Consider the following 14,570-nt stretch of genomic DNA (forward strand, 5'->3'; position numbering starts at 1 on the left):
TTCCTGACCTTTGCCCGTCTTGACTCAATTACATCGCAGGTAATCGACCTGCGTGCCCTCTTCTGACAGGATTTGGCATGAGGTATAATCCGAACATATCCGATCCGGCATTTCCCAATTTTCTGAAGAACTGGCGAAAGCGCCGCAGGCTGAGCCAGCTCGACTTGTCACTGCAATCCGGTATGTCGCAGCGCCACATCAGTTTTCTCGAAACTGGACGGTCCAATCCCAGCAGGTTTTCCATATCGCAGCTTGCTGAGGCACTGGAAATGCCCGCCGCTGAGGTAGACGCGATGTTGTTGTCTGCCGGGTTCGCGGCTCGGTCATCACGCAACGGGTGGGACGACGAAACGCAGAAGGCCGTCGATGCATCGATAGATCACGTCCTACAAGGTCATGCCCCCTATCCGGCGGTTTCGATTGACCGGATATGGAATCTGGTCAAGGCCAATGAACCAGCGCAGAAGTTCTTCTCGCTCGCAGGTGCGCGAGGCGACAGCAACCTGATGCGTGAGATATTGGCACCGGGAAACGTGCGCGACAACATAGTGAATTGGGGTGATACAGCCCGGTCTTTGTTGCGGTTGCTCGAACTGGAGGTTGCACGACGTCCTCACGACGCAGAAGCGCATGCGCTTCATGCCGAACTCCTTGCCTTAGATGGTGTGCACCCGCTTATGAGCACGCCGTCAAGCAACCTGAATGCCCCGGTACTTGCGATAAGGATTCAAATGGGAAACGACATTCTGGAGTTGTTCTCTCTTATCGCAACGATCGGCATGAGCGCAGACGCGACCCTTGATGATCTCCGCATCGAGACCCTGTTGCCAGCGAACGACGAGACGCGCGCTTGGTTCGAAAGGGCTTTCTCGTAAGCGAACAGTCACCGCTTGCGCCGTCTCGCCTCCAAAGCGGTTCAGTTGCGATGGAGACATTCATGCAATTCGCAGCATTCGAAACAAAGGGCTACTTCCCGCCATCACCGACGAACTTTCGAATACCCGCAGATGACGTGTTCGGCCTCTTCCCCGGTTGAACAGGCGCACATTTCTTAACCCATACGCCCCTGTCCGCCGCTCAAACGTCAAGGGTGAAAGTCTGCTTCAACCAATGATGTAACTGACAGACCGTGTCAGTTGGTGTGTGCGAGAACGAGCTTTCAAATCAATGGAGTGCGAGATGAAAACACTACTACTTTTCACATTGATCAATCTGTCCGGAGCAGGGGCGGCATTTGCGGAGACATGCGGGACTGTAAAGGACGACACTGCGACCACTGCCGAAATCGTGGAGTTTCGTCTGGTAGATGGGGCCACCCAAGAACAGTTTCTGGCATCTGCTCAGGCGACTACAGAATATTTATGCGAAACGGACGGTTTTGTACGTCGCAGCTTGTCTCGCGACGAAACGGGTCTTTGGACAGATTACGTCGAGTGGACATCCGCTGAACTTGCTAAAACGGCAGCAGAAGCAGCCATGCAACGTGAGGACATGATGCCATTCATGATGGCAATTGATCCGGAAACAATCTCTTTGCGGTATGCTGACATCTCAACGATAGAGTAATCGGATGCGCAGAACTGATCGGCTTTTCAATATCATCCAACTGTTTCGCGATGGACGCCTTCACAAAGGGGCTGACATTGCCGAGCGGATGGAGGTGTCGTTGCGTACCATATATCGCGATATTGAAACGCTGATTGGCTCTGGTGTTCCGATTACGGGCGAACGCGGTGTTGGATACATGATGACCGAGCCGGTCTTTCTGCCCCCGCTGAACCTGACACCGGGCGAATTGGAAGTGCTGGAGCTTGGAATTGCATTGGTGCAATCCAGCTTTGGGCGAAGCCTATCAGAGCAAAGCCAAAGCCTTGGTGACAAGATGCGTGCTGTCCTGCCGCGCCCTGAAATGCTTGATTCAACGCGAGGAGCGATTGCGATCTATGCACCACGATTTCCGCAGGATGTACTGGATGCTTTGGATATCGTCAGACGAGCCATTCTCAGTCGCACGATGCTGGCTTTTGCATACACTTCTTTGTCAGGTCAAGAATCTAAACGCCTCGTCCGACCCCTAGAAATTGAAGTCTGGGATAATGCCCTGACACTGACCGGATGGTGTGAAACGCGGGCCAACTTTCGAGTTTTTCGACTGGATCGTATGGAGAACACAACTTTAGGCGATCATGGTTTCAAGCCAGAGGTCGGGAAACGATTGAAGGACTACCTTGGACAACAAAATGCAAAACCTGACACCGTCACAGATCATTGATGCGCTCTTGCAAAGATTCGATGGCGTCACAGTTGTAGAAGCTTGGGGCGAAAAGTCATTGTTTTACAATCCCGGCAGACTTTTGCCGCGAGGGGTGTATTTCGCGACCCTCAAGGAAAAGAATGGCGACAACGACCGCGCATCACACTTGGATCGAGAAGGCATCTTTCGCCTGAATATTGGCACTACGAAGCCGCTTTTCCTAGAACGGTTCGGCCCTCCACCACCGCGACCCGGCAAGGGTGGTGCCGTTGATGGTCCTTGGGACTTCACCGCCTTGGATACACTGACACCTCATCCTGTTTATGGCTGGATGAGTTGGGTTGCGGTAGTTAATCCTTCAGAGGGGAGTTTTCACGAAATCAAGCCTCTGATCGAGGCCGCTTACCAGAAAGCAACAACGACGTTTTCTAAGCGGGTATCAGGATAACGGACATTCATGCGTCCGCAGCATCCGGTATTTTGGGCTCAGACCTGCCATCCAAACCGAACTGCCGAACACCCACACAGCCGCACACAGCCCCCACGACCGTTGATAAATTCGCCCCCATTTTCCGTTAACCCTTTGTTTTTGCTCCACATAGGGAAAAACCTTATCAACACCCCCGGAAACCTGTCCGACAATTCCTCCCGTGTTTGTTGCCGAAGGAGGCGGGGATGGGTTTCGACTGGGAAGGGTCGGTGGAGCATTATGGCGACGCGCTCGACGCGCTCGCCGCGCGGCTCGTCACCATGGCCGGGATCCTGTGGGGCCGGCCGGTGGAAACCCTGCCGCGCCGGCTCTATCTCGAGATCCTCGCGATCCTTCGCCCCGCCGAATTCGCATTGCGCCGCCTGATCGTCATGGCCGCATGGAAGGTGGTGCCTTTCACGGAGTTCGCCACTGCGAACCAAGGATCCGAGCCTGAAGGAAAGGCGGGCAAGGCCGGCGCCATGCACCCGGTCTCCCCCCTTGCGGGGGAGATGTCACAGCGTGACAGAGGGGGGGATTTCGAACAGGGCGCAATGGAGGAGATCGACAAGCCCCGCCCCTTCCCGATCTTCGATCCGTGGAAGCGCTACGGCCCGCCGTTTTTGACCGAGGAGCAGATCGCGGCGCTGAACGACCCGCACCGCGTGCCCCTGCCGCCCCGGCCGGTGCTCGACCCGGACGAACCGGTCCCCGCCAAGACCCTCTGCCGGCGGGTGCGCGCTTTTGCCAACGCGCTGCTCAACCTCGATCATCACATTGATCGCATGGCCCGCTGGCGGGCACGGTGTCATCTGGACTCCACGCGGCCGCGGCGCTGGTGGCCGATCCGGCCCGGGGTTCCGCCCGGCTTCAGCGAGCGGCCGAAGACCCTCGTCGGCGGGACGCTGAAGGACTGCCACATCCTCGCCCTCGACGCCCTCAACAGTTCTTGAGCCGCCCGGACAGCGGCTTGCCAGCGACGAATGCAATGAGGAGCTTAAGGGCGGGACAAAGAGTCCGTGCGCCTCGATGCCGGCGATTGGCCCGGGAGCCAAAACACAGGCCGTCATCCTCCGGCTTGACCCGAGGATCCATGAATGACCACAGTGGTAAGAAGCGCGGAACCCACTCTCCCCCCTTGCGGGGGAGATGTCGCCAAAGGCGACAGAGGGGGTACTTCGATCTCCGCGCCAACACCCCCTCTGTCTGCTAGCGCAGACATCTCCCCCGCAAGGGGGGAGAACGGCGCCTTTTCGCCTACCCCTCACAACCCCGCGCAGACCTCCTCGACCGCCGTCTTGGTCGCGGCGACGATCTGGTCGGCCTCGGCTTCGGTGAGGCAGAGCGGCGGCGCGTAGCCGATGATGTCGCCCTCCGGCATCGCCCGGGCGATGACGCCGTGCTCGAGCATCCTGGCGACGATTGACGGGCCGGCCTTGCGCGACGGGTCGAAGGGGCGCCTTTGCGCCCGGTCCTCGACGATCTCGACGGCGCACAGCATGCCCTCGCCGCGCACCTCGCCGACATTCGGATGGTCACCGATTGCGGCCTTCATCTTGCGGGTCAGATACGCGCCGACGGTGCCGGCATTCTCGACCAGCCCGAGTTCGTCGAGCAGCGTCAAATTGGCGACGCCGGCCGCCGCCCCGATCGGGTGGGCGGAATAGGTCCAGCCATGGCCGAACACGCCGAGCGCGTCGGTGCCCTGTTCGAGAATCTTCCAGACCTTGTCGGAAACGATCGAGCCGGACAGCGGCGCATAGGCCGAGGTCAGCCCCTTGGCGATGGTGATGATGTCCGGCCGGATGCCGAAGTGATCCGAGCCGAACATGGTGCCGAGACGGCCGAAGCCGGTCACCACCTCGTCGGCGATCAGCAGGATGTCGTGGCGGGCCAGCACCTCCTGGATCGCCGGCCAGTAGCCTTCCGGCGGCGGAACGATCCCGCCGGTGCCCAGAACCGGCTCGCCGATGAAGGCAGCGATGGTGCCGGCACCCTCGCGCTCGATCATGGCTTCGAGTTCGGCGACGCAATGGGCGGTGAAGTCGGCCTCGCTCATCGCCTCGTCCGGGCGGCGGTAGTAGTAGGGCGATTCGGTGTGGAGGACCTGCGGGAACGGCAGGTCGAACTGGCGGTGGAACAGGCCGAGACCGGTCAGCGAACCGCTCATCAGGCCCGACCCGTGATAGCCGCGCTTGCGCGAGATGATCTTTTTCTTTTCCGGCCGCTCCAGCACGTTGTTGTAGTACCAGACCAGCTTGATGTTGGTCTCGTTGGCGTCCGAGCCGGAGAGCCCGTAATAGATATGGTTCATCCCTTCCGGCGCGCGGTCGGCCACCATTTTCGACAGGGTGATCGAGGCTTCGGTGCCGTGCCCGGCATAGGAGTGGTAGTAGGCGAGTTCATGGGCCTGCTTTGCGATCGCCTCGGCGATCTGCGTGCGGCCGTAGCCGACATTGACGCAGTAGAGACCGGCAAAACCATCGAGCAGGCGGCGCCCGTCCCGGTCGGTGATGAACGACCCCTCGCCGCCGCTGACGATCCGGTTCGGCGCCTCGCCGCGCGAGAACTGGGCCAGATGTGTCGACGGGTGAAAAAAGTGGTCGCGATCCCACTGGTCCAGCTGGTCGTTCCGCAACATGCGCCGTCTCCTCAATCTTCGTTTGCGTGCGCCGACCCTACGCGTTTAGATGGCGGCTTCCAAGGTGGGGACGGGGCGTCAGATGCGAATTTTCCCAAACATCAAAACGGGTTGGCGATGACGACGTCTTCACCGAATTTCCCGACGGAAGAGTACAATTTCCGGGTCACGCGCACCCGCCGCGCCATGGAAAAAAAGGGGATCGACCTGCTGGTCGTTTCCGACCCCTCCAACATGGCATGGCTCTCAGGATATGACGGCTGGTCGTTCTACACCCACCAGGCGGTGCTGATCGGTCCGGAGGGCGAGCCGGTGTGGTGGGGCCGTGCGATGGACGCGCTGGGCGCGCTCCGGACCGTGACGATGGCCGACGAGAACGTCGTCGGCTACGACGACACCTATGTGCAGAACCCGGAAAAGCATCCGATGGAGACGCTCGCCACGCTCATCAAGGAGCGAGGCTGGGGGGCGCTGCGCATCGGCGTCGAACTCGACAATTACTACTACTCGGCCGCCGCCCACCTGACCCTCGTCGCCGGGCTGCCGGACGCCCGGCTGTGCGATGCGACCGGCCTCGTCAACTGGCAGCGCGCCGTCAAGAGCGACGTCGAGGTCACCTACATGCGCCGGGCGGCGCGGATCGTCGAACAGATGCACCTGAAGATCGTCGACCGCGCCGAACCGGGCATGCGCGTCAACGATCTCGTCGCCGACATCTATCACACGGGCATCACCGGAGCGGACGGTTACTGGGGCGACTATCCGGCGATCGTGCCGATCACCCCGACGGGGCTGGACGCGACCGCCCCGCATCTGACGTGGGACGACCGGCCGTTCCGGAAGAACGAATCCTCGTTCTTCGAGATCGCCGGCGTCCACCGGCGCTACCACTGCCCGCAGTCGCGCACGCTTTTCCTGGGGCGCCCGCCGCAGAAATATCTCGACGCCGAGAAGGCCGTGCTCGAGGCGATCGACGCCGGTCTGGAGCAGGCCAAACCCGGCAATCGCTGCGAGGACATCGCCAACGCCTTCAACGCGGCGCTGAACAAGCGCGGCTTCCAGAAGGACAGCCGCTGCGGCTATTCCATCGGGCTGTCCTACCCGCCCGACTGGGGCGAGAGGACAATGTCGTTCCGGCGCGGCGACATGACCGAATTGCGGCCGAACATGACGTTCCATTTCATGCCCGCGCTCTGGCTGGACGATGGCGGCCTGGAGATCACCGAACCGATCCTGATCACCGAGACGGGCGTCGAGTGCTTCTGCGAAACGCCGCGGCGGCTCTTCGTCAAGGAGTAAGCCGGTGGTTACGAATCCGATTCAGCCGACCATCCCGCTCGACGCCGAGGGCGTGCATCACGGTCACCTCCGCCTTCCCTACAGCCGGGACGATTCCGCATGGGGTTCGGTGATGATACCCATCGCAGTGGTCGCCAACGGGAAAGGCCCGACGGCGTTGCTCACCGGCGGCAATCATGGCGACGAATACGAAGGACCGATCGCGCTGCAGAATCTCGCGGCCAGCCTGAAGCCGGACGAGATATCGGGCCGGGTCATCATCGTGCCGGCCTTCAACTACCCGGCCTTTCGCGCCGGCACCCGTACCTCGCCGATCGACAAGGGCAATCTCAACCGGTCCTTTCCGGGACGTCCGGACGGAACGGTGACCGAAAAGATCGCCGACTATTTCAACACCGTTCTCGTGCCTGAGGCCGATATCGTGCTCGACTTCCATTCGGGCGGGCGGACGCTCGATTTTCTGCCCTTCGCGGCGGCCCACATCCTCGACGACGCGGCGCAGCAGGCGGCCTGCGTCGCCGCCATGCGGGCTTTCAACGCGCCGTGGTCGATGATGATGCGCGAGATCGACAGTGCCGGCATGTATGACGGCGCGGTCGAGGCGCAGGGGAAGGTCTTCGTGACCACCGAACTCGGCGGCGGCGGAACCGCGACCGCCCGCAGCGTCGCCATCGCCAGGAAGGGCGTGCGCAATCTCCTCATCCATGCCGGCATCCTGAAGGGGGAACCGGTCGTCGAGGAAAGCACCGATCTCGTGATGCCGGACGATGACTGTTTCGTGTTCTGCGAGGCGGACGGGATGGCGGAACCCTGCGCCGATCTCGGCGACCGGATCGGGAAGGGCGACTGCCTGGTCAGGGTGTGGCCGCTCGACCGCACCGGCGTCCCGCCGGTCGAGTATCGCGCGCGGCGGTCCGGCATTCTCGCCGCACGGCACTTTCCGGGCCTCGTCCAGGCGGGCGATTGTCTCGCCGTTGTCGCCGAAACGGTCTCGTAATGTGCCTCTTCCGCCAGCGCGCTTGCCCGCTGAACACCTTCAGCAGGCAGTAGACCGGGACGGGAGTATCGAGGGCCCGGTCAGGGCCCCCGTCAGCAGATCAGGCCGCGGCGCGATTGCGATTCCGGTTGCGGCGGCGCGGCGGGCGCTGTGCTGGCTTGCCCGAATTTGCCGCCGGATTGCCGAAACGCTTCTTGCGGTTCGGACCGCCATTGTTGCGGCCCGATCCGGCCTCGCCTTCCTGACGCGGCGGGCGGTTGCCGCCCTGCCCGCGATGCGGCTTGCGCGCCGGGCGCTTCTCGCCCTGGCCGAAGCCAGGATGATCACCGCTGGCCACCGTGATGGGCACATTGGTCAGCCGCTCGATATCGCGCAGCATCTTCGTCTCTTCCGGCGAGCAGAACGCAATGGCCCGGCCTTCGGCGCCAGCGCGGGCGGTGCGCCCGATCCGGTGGACGTAATTCTCGGCAACCTGCGGGAGATCGAAGTTATAGACATGGCTCACGCCCGGAATGTCGATGCCCCGGGCGGCGACGTCGGTCGCCACAAGGATGCGGATTTCACCGCTGCGGAAATCGCGGATGGCGCGGTCTCGCTGGCCCTGGCTCTTGTTGCCGTGGATCGAGGCCGCCGAAAATCCGCTCGCGACGAGGTGCTTCATCAGTTTCTCGGCGCCGTGCTTGGTACGCGCGAAAACCAGCGAGAGGTCATCTTCCCGCTCGGCAAGGCACTTCTTCAGGAGATCTGCCTTGGCGCGCTGGCCGACGAAATGCACCGACTGGAAAACCTTGTCGGCGGCCTTGCCGGGAGGCGACACCTCGACGCGCACCGGATCGGTCAGATAGGTCTGTGCCAGTCCCTCGATCGAGTTCGGCATAGTCGCCGAGAACAGAAGCGTCTGACGTTCCTTCGGCAGCGTCTTGGCGATCTTGCGCAGGGAGTGGATGAAACCGAGATCAAGCATCTGGTCGGCCTCGTCGAGCACGAGGAAGCTCGTCTGCGCCAGAACGATGGCGCGGCGCTCCATCAGGTCGAGCAGGCGTCCCGGCGTGGCGACGACGATGTCCTTGCCCGGTCCGAGATCGCGCATCTGGACGTTGATCGACGCACCGCCGACGATGGTGGCGATCTTCAGCGGCGTCTTGCGAACGAAGCCGCGCAGGTTCGCCGTGATCTGGTTCGCCAGTTCGCGGGTCGGAGCGAGAATGAGCGCGCGGCAGCTCTTGGGGAAGGGACGCTGCCCGTCCGCCAGAAGCTTCTCGACCAGCGGAAGGCCGAACGCAGCGGTCTTTCCGGTGCCGGTCTGTGCGAGACCCATGATGTCATGGCCTTCAAGAACGGCCGGTATGGCCGCTTTCTGGATTGGAGTGGGCGTATCGAAGCCTGACGCCGCGATGGATTTGAGGACACGGTCGGATAGGCCGAGGGCCTGAAACTGAGTCAATGGATATGCCTTTCATGGCATCGGCGCGCGGATTGTCCGGCGCAAATGAACGTACGAACGCCGCCGGCACGAAATGCAGGCAGACGCACAATGCGGTTGCGACCGAGATGCTCTCCGGGACCGAATTGTCCTGCGGATCATCTGATCGTCAGCACCCCGCGTGAATTGGGAACTTTTGGGAAAACCGAAGCGGAAAGGCTTCGGGAAGACACGCCTCCTGCACCATGCGAACTCATATCGCCAAAGAACTGGTGCGGGCTGCTCACGCGGCAGCCAATGCGTTGTCGTGAGCCGCATATCTGCGTTGTGCAGTGCAATGTCAACCCACGATGATGAGAGGATTGAGAAAATCGGGCGAATCAAATATTCAACCCACGAGTTGACAGTTTCGCCTTCGCGCTATATTCAACCAAATGGGTGAACAATTGCAGGACCACGATCTCTCGGAGATTCTGAAGGCGGTCAGCGATCCCACCCGCAGGTCTCTCCTGACGACCCTCGTCCAGGAAGGACCGCTGCGGGTGACGGAACTGGCCGGCCGGTACGCGATGTCGTTGAACGCGGTGTCAAAGCACATCAAGGTGCTTGAGGCCGCTGGCCTCGCCACGCGCCGGACCATGGGCCGCGTCCATTTGATCGAGGCGAACCTTGATCCGGTGCGATCCGTCGACGCGTGGTTCGGGGAACTCCGCTCGATATGGGAACTGCGGCTTGATCGCCTTGGTGAGGTCTTTTCAGAAGGAACGAGAAACAATGAGCGATCTGTCACTGACGCTAAGAAAGACGATCCCGGCGCCGGTTGAAACCGTATTCAACGCCTGGCTCGATGCGAAAATGCTTTCGAAGTTCATGATGCCCGGCAAAGACATGACCGTGCCACGCGCGGAAAGCGACGGTCGCGAGGGCGGACGCTTCATGGTGGTCATGGCGGCGGGCGAAAACGAGATCCCGCATGCCGGAACCTACCTCGAGGTCACGCCGCACGAGCGTATCGTTTTCACGTGGGAATCGCCGCATTCCGTCGACGGAAGCACCGTGACGCTCAACTTCAAGCCGGCCGGCCCTTCAGCCACCGACCTGACCCTGACGCATGTTAAATTCGCCAGCGAGGAGGCGCGCACCAACCATCAGGGCGGATGGGCCGGAATCCTCGAGAAGCTGGCGGAAGTCGCCGGCTGAGTTCAGCCGAACCCGGCGAAACGAATGCCGACGACGACCAGCACGCCGAGCGAGAAGCCGAAGGCGATTCGCAGCGCTGTGTACTTCCTGAGCAGCAGGCGGGCGACCGCCATGTTACTCAGTGAAAGCGACTGGATCATCTGGGAAACTTCGACTGTTCGCATGAAATCGGCGTAGTCCGCTGGACCGAGGCCGCCCGACGCCAGCGACGGCCATGACCAGCGGTCGCGCGCGACCAGCCAACGCCGGTCCGCCGAGGCGGGATAGCGCGGGAACACCGCCCAGAAACAGCAGAGCACGCTGGCCGCGCTGAAGCCGAGCAGCAGGTAGCCGAGGGTATCCGACACACTCCCCGTTTTTCCGAGAGACGGGTCGCCGAACACCGCCAGTCCGAGGATCGTCACCAGCGCCACGGCCTTGGCATCGGAGAATTGCGCCTGCGTCAACAGCACCTGATGCTGGTCGATTAGGTACTGGATGCGCGCCCGGGTGACATGATTGATGTCATGCCCCTCCGAGCCTGCAAGCGGCAGCGATAGATCGACATCTTCGAGCTTTTCCGGTTCGCGCATCCATCCAGCCTTTCGCCGCGAAAAATGTGCCGTACCCCGAAAGCGGCGTCAAATCGCCGGGTGGCGGCTTGCCGGTCCGCCTTCCGTTCATAGTTTCGTGAACTCCCCCGCTCCGCTTGACAGTCCGTTCCGTCCGGGACACCAAGCGTTCGCACATCGGGAAAGGACGCGCGCGTGACGCAAGCGATCGATTACTATTTCTACTCGGCCTCGCCATTCACCTACCTCGGCCACAAGGCGATCACCGAAGTCGCGGCCAGGCACGGCGCCAGGTTGAACTACAAGCCCGTCAACCTGATGGGCCTGTGGGAGGTGTCAGGCGCCGTCCCGCCGGCGAAGCGGCCTCCGGTACGCCAGCGCTACCGGCTGGTCGAACTCGCGCGGGTTGCCGACTTCCGTGGCCTCCCGATCAACATCAAACCGGCGCATTTTCCGGTCGACGCTACGCTTGCCGACCTGACGGTTGCAGCGATCGCCGATCCCGGCGGCGATCCGAACGGCTACATGGCCACACTCTTCTCTGCCTGCTGGGCCGAGGACAAAAACCTTGCGGATGAGGCCGTGCTGCGTGAACTGCTTTCGGCGGCTGGGCATGACGCCGACGGCGTGATCGAGCACGCAAAGACGGACAAGATCGCCGCGATCCGCGCAAGGAACACCGAAGAGGCAATTGCGGCCGACGCTGTCGGGGTTCCGGCTTTCGTTCTGAACGGCGAGGTATTCTGGGGCCAGGACAGGATCGAATATATCGACCAAGCGCTGACGAGCGGCCGCGGACCGTTCATTGTCACCGCCGAGTAAGAGGCTTGTGAAACGGCCGCCGCAGAGGTATTTATTCCTCATTGAGTTTCGGTCAGGACAATTATGCTTTCACACGCGCGCATTTGGGCGGCCATCGACGCGCTAGCCGCGCGTCACGACCTGTCGGCTTCCGGCCTTGCCAAGCGTGCGGGGCTGGACTCCACCACCTTCAACAAGTCGAAGCGCTTTGCCGCAGACGGACGTCCGCGCTGGCCGTCGACGGAATCGCTCGCCAAGATCATGGAAGCCACGGGCTCCTCGCTCGACGACTTCCTTGCGTTGGTCCGTCCACGGCGCTCGGCCGGGTCCATCGGGCGCCCCAACGGATCGCCCTCAGTTCAACCCGTGAACTTGCGGGAAGTCCCGCTGCTCGGACTCGCGCAGGCCGGCGATGGCGGCTTCTTCGACGACGCCGGGTTTCCCGCAGGACAGGGCTGGGACACCGTCTCCTTCCCGGGGAAGGATTTCGAGGACGGATGTTACGCGCTCGAGATATCGGGCGACAGCATGCTTCCGCTGTACCGCGAGGGCGACAAGATCATCGTCGCTCCGAGCGAGCAATTGCGCCGGGGCGACCGCGTCGTGGTCAAGACGCGCGACGGCGAGGTGATGGCGAAAACCCTGCTGCGGCGCACGCCCGAGCTCGTCGAACTTCAGTCCGCCAATCCCGATCACCCCGACCGGACGTTTCCGGCCGGCGAGATCGAGTGGATCGCCCGCATCGTCTGGGCAAGCCAGTAGAAGCCGTCGGCCGGGGATTTGCACGGCGCCCTGACAGCCCCCATATCGTCGCCGGAAACGCTTGATCACCATTCGGAGAAGACATGGCAAAGCCCGTTACCGTCACGATTTCACATGAACTGGGCCGCGCCGAGGCCGCGCAACGCATCCGCAACGGCTTCGACAAGGTCGGCGACGGGCTTGGCTTCGCCGTCAAGCTGAACCAGCGCTGGGAGGACGACACGCTGCATTTCGGCGCACGCACCATGGGCCAGGCGATCGACGGAACCGTGGTGGTCGAGGACGAACAGGTTACGATCACGGTCGTGCTGCCCGGCCTGCTCGCCGGTATGGCGGACAAGATCATGGGCAGCATCAGGAAGCAGAGCACCATCCTTCTGGAGAAGAAGTAGCACCCTAAATTCGGCTACACGATCAGTTCGCCCGCGAGCGCCTTGTTGATCAGCGCGACGGTTTCGCTCAGGCCATAAAGCGCGACGAACGAGCCGAAGCGGGGACCTCGATCCTGCCCGAGCAGGACTTGGTACAGCATTTGGAACCAGTCGCCCGTCACAGCGGGACCGCCGTCAGGTCCCTTCTTGACGGGATCCTGATACCGTTCGAAGCTGCGGCCGACGTCGAGCATGGCATCCTGGATCACGGCGCCGTCGCTGCCGTCGGGAAGCGCGTCGAGTGCGGCGGCGAGCTGGGCCAACGCGTCGCGTTCGACATCGTCGGGTGCACGGAAGGTCTTTGACGGCTTCACGAAGTCGTCGAAATACCGGATCGCATAGCCGACAAGTTCGTCGAGCTTTGGATGGCTCGCCGCCGTAACTCCGGGCGCGTAGCGCGAGATGAAGCCCCACAGCACGTTCTTGTCATGCGCGTTCGACGCGCTGACCAGATTCAGCAGCATCGCGAACGGCACCGGCATGTCGCCGGCAGGCGGGTTGCCGGAATGGAGGTGCCAGACAGGATTGTTGAGGCGTCCCGCCCAGTCCTGCCGCTCATAGGCGCTAAGGAAAGTGAAATACTCGTCGACGGCCTTGGGAATGACGTCGAAATAAAGGCGTTTGGCCGTGCGCGGCTTCTGGAACATGTAAAGCGAGAGGCTCTCGGTGGGTGCGTAGGTCAGCCACTCGTCGATGGTCAGGCCGTTGCCCTTCGACTTGGAGATCTTTTCGCCATTTTGGTCGAGGAAAAGTTCGTAGACATAGTGCTCGGGCGGACGGCCGCCGAGCGCCGCGCAGATGCGGTCATAGACCGGCATGTTCGGACCGTGATCCTTGCCGAACATCTCGAAATCGACGCCGAGCGCTGCCCAGCGCGCCCCGAAGTCCGGCTTCCACTGCAGCTTCACCTGGCCCCCTGTGACCGGCTGTGTGACTTCCTCGCCGTCTTCCACATAGGTGACGGTTCCCGCCTTCGCATCGACCGACTGCATCGGCACGTAGAGCACGCGACCGGTCTTCGGCGAGATCGGCAGAAACGGCGAATAGGTCGCGCGGCGTTCCTCGCCCAGGGTGGGCAGCATGATGTCCATGATCGCGTCGTAGCGTTCCGCCACGCGCAGCAGGATTTCGTCGAACCGGCCCGACTTGTAATAGTCCGTCGCACTGGCGAATTCGTAATCGAAACCGAACGTGTCGAGGAACCGGCGCAGCATCGCGTTGTTGTGATGGCCGAAACTCTCGTAACCACCGCCGAACGGATTCGGCACGACGGTCAGAGGCTTGTGCAGATGCGGTTCCAGAAAGGCTCTGTCCGGAACGTTGTCCGGAATCTTGCGCATGCCGTCCATGTCGTCGGAAAAGCAGAGAAGCTTCGTCGCCACCTTACCTTCCGTCAGCACGCGGAACGCGTTGCGCACCATGGTCGTGCGGGCGACCTCGCCGAACGTGCCGATATGCGGCAGCCCGGATGGGCCGTATCCGGTTTCGAAGAGCACCGTTTTGGGAAAGCCGCTCTTCTCGTAACGCTTGACGATCTTGCGCGCCTCCTCAAACGGCCACGCCTTCGATTTGGCGGCCGCCTCCAGCATTTCCGGATGGAGGTCGAGTTCGGGCAGGGGCGCGCTGGCGCTCATCGTCATGACTTTCTGGATTTCAGGATCGTTGAAACGCCGCTTTCTAGGTCAAGAACCTTCGCTTGAGAAGTCCCGCGGACATGCAGGCGCGATGCGTTGTTCCGCCGC

At 61.9% G+C, this 14,570-nt stretch carries 15 protein-coding genes and 2 pseudogenes; 13 read left to right on the forward strand and 4 right to left on the reverse strand.

What is annotated here, in order from left to right; translation table 11 throughout:
- The first annotated feature begins 77 nt into the window (after positions 1 to 77).
- The 5 genes from LC298_RS00980 to LC298_RS01000 all read left to right on the forward strand — a co-directional run bounded on the left by LC298_RS00980 (position 78) and on the right by LC298_RS01000 (position 3,676).
- Positions 78 to 875, forward strand: a complete 798-nt coding sequence (locus LC298_RS00980; RefSeq protein WP_131565476.1) for a helix-turn-helix domain-containing protein — start codon at positions 78 to 80, stop codon at positions 873 to 875.
- A 304-nt stretch (positions 876 to 1,179) separates the two neighbouring features.
- Entirely contained in the window at positions 1,180 to 1,566 is a 387-nt protein-coding gene (locus LC298_RS00985) for a hypothetical protein (RefSeq protein ID WP_131565474.1), read from the forward strand.
- A 4-nt stretch (positions 1,567 to 1,570) separates the two neighbouring features.
- A complete protein-coding gene (locus tag LC298_RS00990) occupies positions 1,571 to 2,272 on the forward strand; it encodes a helix-turn-helix transcriptional regulator (RefSeq protein ID WP_131565472.1) in 702 nt (233 codons plus the stop codon).
- Positions 2,241 to 2,702 carry a DUF6194 family protein gene (locus LC298_RS00995; protein ID WP_223385482.1) on the forward strand — a complete coding sequence of 154 codons (462 nt, stop codon included), beginning with the start codon at positions 2,241 to 2,243 and terminating at the stop codon, positions 2,700 to 2,702. The genes LC298_RS00990 and LC298_RS00995 overlap by 32 nt, the downstream gene beginning before the upstream one ends.
- A 227-nt stretch (positions 2,703 to 2,929) precedes the next feature.
- Entirely contained in the window at positions 2,930 to 3,676 is a 747-nt protein-coding gene (locus LC298_RS01000) for a hypothetical protein (protein ID WP_131565470.1), read from the forward strand.
- A gap of 311 nt (positions 3,677 to 3,987) precedes the next feature.
- Here LC298_RS01000 and LC298_RS01005 read toward each other — a convergent pair whose 3' ends face one another.
- The gene (locus LC298_RS01005; protein WP_131565468.1) at positions 3,988 to 5,364 is read right to left on the reverse strand and encodes an aspartate aminotransferase family protein; all 1,377 of its coding nucleotides are present in this window, start codon (positions 5,362 to 5,364) and stop codon (positions 3,988 to 3,990) included.
- A 117-nt stretch (positions 5,365 to 5,481) separates the two neighbouring features.
- Between LC298_RS01005 and doeA the strand changes: the two genes are divergently transcribed.
- Positions 5,482 to 6,663: an ectoine hydrolase DoeA gene (gene doeA, locus LC298_RS01010; RefSeq protein ID WP_131565466.1), complete on the forward strand. Its 1,182-nt coding sequence runs from the start codon at positions 5,482 to 5,484 to the stop codon at positions 6,661 to 6,663.
- Positions 6,664 to 6,667: 4 nt separating this feature from the next.
- Positions 6,668 to 7,660, forward strand: a complete 993-nt coding sequence (gene doeB / locus LC298_RS01015; protein ID WP_131565464.1) for a N(2)-acetyl-L-2,4-diaminobutanoate deacetylase DoeB — start codon at positions 6,668 to 6,670, stop codon at positions 7,658 to 7,660.
- A 100-nt stretch (positions 7,661 to 7,760) separates the two neighbouring features.
- Here doeB and LC298_RS01020 read toward each other — a convergent pair whose 3' ends face one another.
- The gene (locus LC298_RS01020; RefSeq protein ID WP_131565462.1) at positions 7,761 to 9,104 is read right to left on the reverse strand and encodes a DEAD/DEAH box helicase; all 1,344 of its coding nucleotides are present in this window, start codon (positions 9,102 to 9,104) and stop codon (positions 7,761 to 7,763) included.
- A 413-nt stretch (positions 9,105 to 9,517) separates the two neighbouring features.
- On the opposite strand from LC298_RS01020, the gene LC298_RS01025 reads away from it, so the two are divergent.
- Together LC298_RS01025 and LC298_RS01030 are read left to right on the forward strand one after the other, a co-directional pair.
- Positions 9,518 to 9,907: an ArsR/SmtB family transcription factor gene (locus LC298_RS01025; RefSeq protein ID WP_223385483.1), complete on the forward strand. Its 390-nt coding sequence runs from the start codon at positions 9,518 to 9,520 to the stop codon at positions 9,905 to 9,907.
- Complete coding sequence (locus tag LC298_RS01030; RefSeq protein WP_131565460.1) at positions 9,858 to 10,283, forward strand: SRPBCC family protein; 426 nt, start codon at positions 9,858 to 9,860, stop codon at positions 10,281 to 10,283. The genes LC298_RS01025 and LC298_RS01030 overlap by 50 nt, the downstream gene beginning before the upstream one ends.
- A gap of 2 nt (positions 10,284 to 10,285) precedes the next feature.
- Here LC298_RS01030 and LC298_RS01035 read toward each other — a convergent pair whose 3' ends face one another.
- A complete protein-coding gene (locus tag LC298_RS01035; RefSeq protein ID WP_131565459.1) occupies positions 10,286 to 10,855 on the reverse strand; it encodes a Pycsar system effector family protein in 570 nt (189 codons plus the stop codon).
- Positions 10,856 to 11,029: 174 nt separating this feature from the next.
- On the opposite strand from LC298_RS01035, the gene LC298_RS01040 reads away from it, so the two are divergent.
- From LC298_RS01040 to LC298_RS01050, 4 genes and pseudogenes are all read left to right on the forward strand, one after another.
- Positions 11,030 to 11,656 carry a 2-hydroxychromene-2-carboxylate isomerase gene (locus LC298_RS01040; protein WP_131565457.1) on the forward strand — a complete coding sequence of 209 codons (627 nt, stop codon included), beginning with the start codon at positions 11,030 to 11,032 and terminating at the stop codon, positions 11,654 to 11,656.
- A 63-nt stretch (positions 11,657 to 11,719) separates the two neighbouring features.
- Positions 11,720 to 11,924: pseudogene (locus LC298_RS18150) on the forward strand (helix-turn-helix domain-containing protein); the annotation flags it as partial.
- Between the two features lie 92 nt (positions 11,925 to 12,016).
- A pseudogene (locus LC298_RS18155) lies at positions 12,017 to 12,397 on the forward strand (S24 family peptidase); the annotation flags it as partial.
- Between the two features lie 83 nt (positions 12,398 to 12,480).
- Complete coding sequence (locus LC298_RS01050; RefSeq protein WP_131565453.1) at positions 12,481 to 12,789, forward strand: polyhydroxyalkanoic acid system family protein; 309 nt, start codon at positions 12,481 to 12,483, stop codon at positions 12,787 to 12,789.
- A 14-nt stretch (positions 12,790 to 12,803) separates the two neighbouring features.
- Here the strand turns inward: LC298_RS01050 and LC298_RS01055 are convergent, their stop codons facing one another.
- Complete coding sequence (locus LC298_RS01055; protein WP_131565451.1) at positions 12,804 to 14,462, reverse strand: lysine--tRNA ligase; 1,659 nt, start codon at positions 14,460 to 14,462, stop codon at positions 12,804 to 12,806.
- Positions 14,463 to 14,570 lie beyond the last annotated feature (108 nt).

The organism is Oricola cellulosilytica (genome assembly GCF_019966575.1).
GTDB lineage: Bacteria > Pseudomonadota > Alphaproteobacteria > Rhizobiales > Rhizobiaceae > Oricola > Oricola cellulosilytica.

Bases quoted from the DNA above. Each gene is read 5' to 3' on its own strand.
- LC298_RS00995 (WP_223385482.1), top strand. From the start codon at position 2,241: ATGCAAAACCTGACACCGTCACAGATCATTGATGCGCTCTTGCAAAGA.
- LC298_RS01030 (WP_131565460.1), top strand. From the start codon at position 9,858: ATGAGCGATCTGTCACTGACGCTAAGAAAGACGATCCCGGCGCCGGTT.
- LC298_RS01005 (WP_131565468.1), bottom strand. From the start codon at position 5,364: ATGTTGCGGAACGACCAGCTGGACCAGTGGGATCGCGACCACTTTTTT.
- doeA (WP_131565466.1), top strand. From the start codon at position 5,482: ATGACGACGTCTTCACCGAATTTCCCGACGGAAGAGTACAATTTCCGG.
- LC298_RS00980 (WP_131565476.1), top strand. From the start codon at position 78: ATGAGGTATAATCCGAACATATCCGATCCGGCATTTCCCAATTTTCTG.
- LC298_RS00990 (WP_131565472.1), top strand. From the start codon at position 1,571: ATGCGCAGAACTGATCGGCTTTTCAATATCATCCAACTGTTTCGCGAT.
- LC298_RS01050 (WP_131565453.1), top strand. From the start codon at position 12,481: ATGGCAAAGCCCGTTACCGTCACGATTTCACATGAACTGGGCCGCGCC.
- LC298_RS01000 (WP_131565470.1), top strand. From the start codon at position 2,930: ATGGGTTTCGACTGGGAAGGGTCGGTGGAGCATTATGGCGACGCGCTC.
- LC298_RS01025 (WP_223385483.1), top strand. From the start codon at position 9,518: ATGGGTGAACAATTGCAGGACCACGATCTCTCGGAGATTCTGAAGGCG.
- LC298_RS01035 (WP_131565459.1), bottom strand. From the start codon at position 10,855: ATGCGCGAACCGGAAAAGCTCGAAGATGTCGATCTATCGCTGCCGCTT.
- LC298_RS01055 (WP_131565451.1), bottom strand. From the start codon at position 14,462: ATGAGCGCCAGCGCGCCCCTGCCCGAACTCGACCTCCATCCGGAAATG.
- LC298_RS00985 (WP_131565474.1), top strand. From the start codon at position 1,180: ATGAAAACACTACTACTTTTCACATTGATCAATCTGTCCGGAGCAGGG.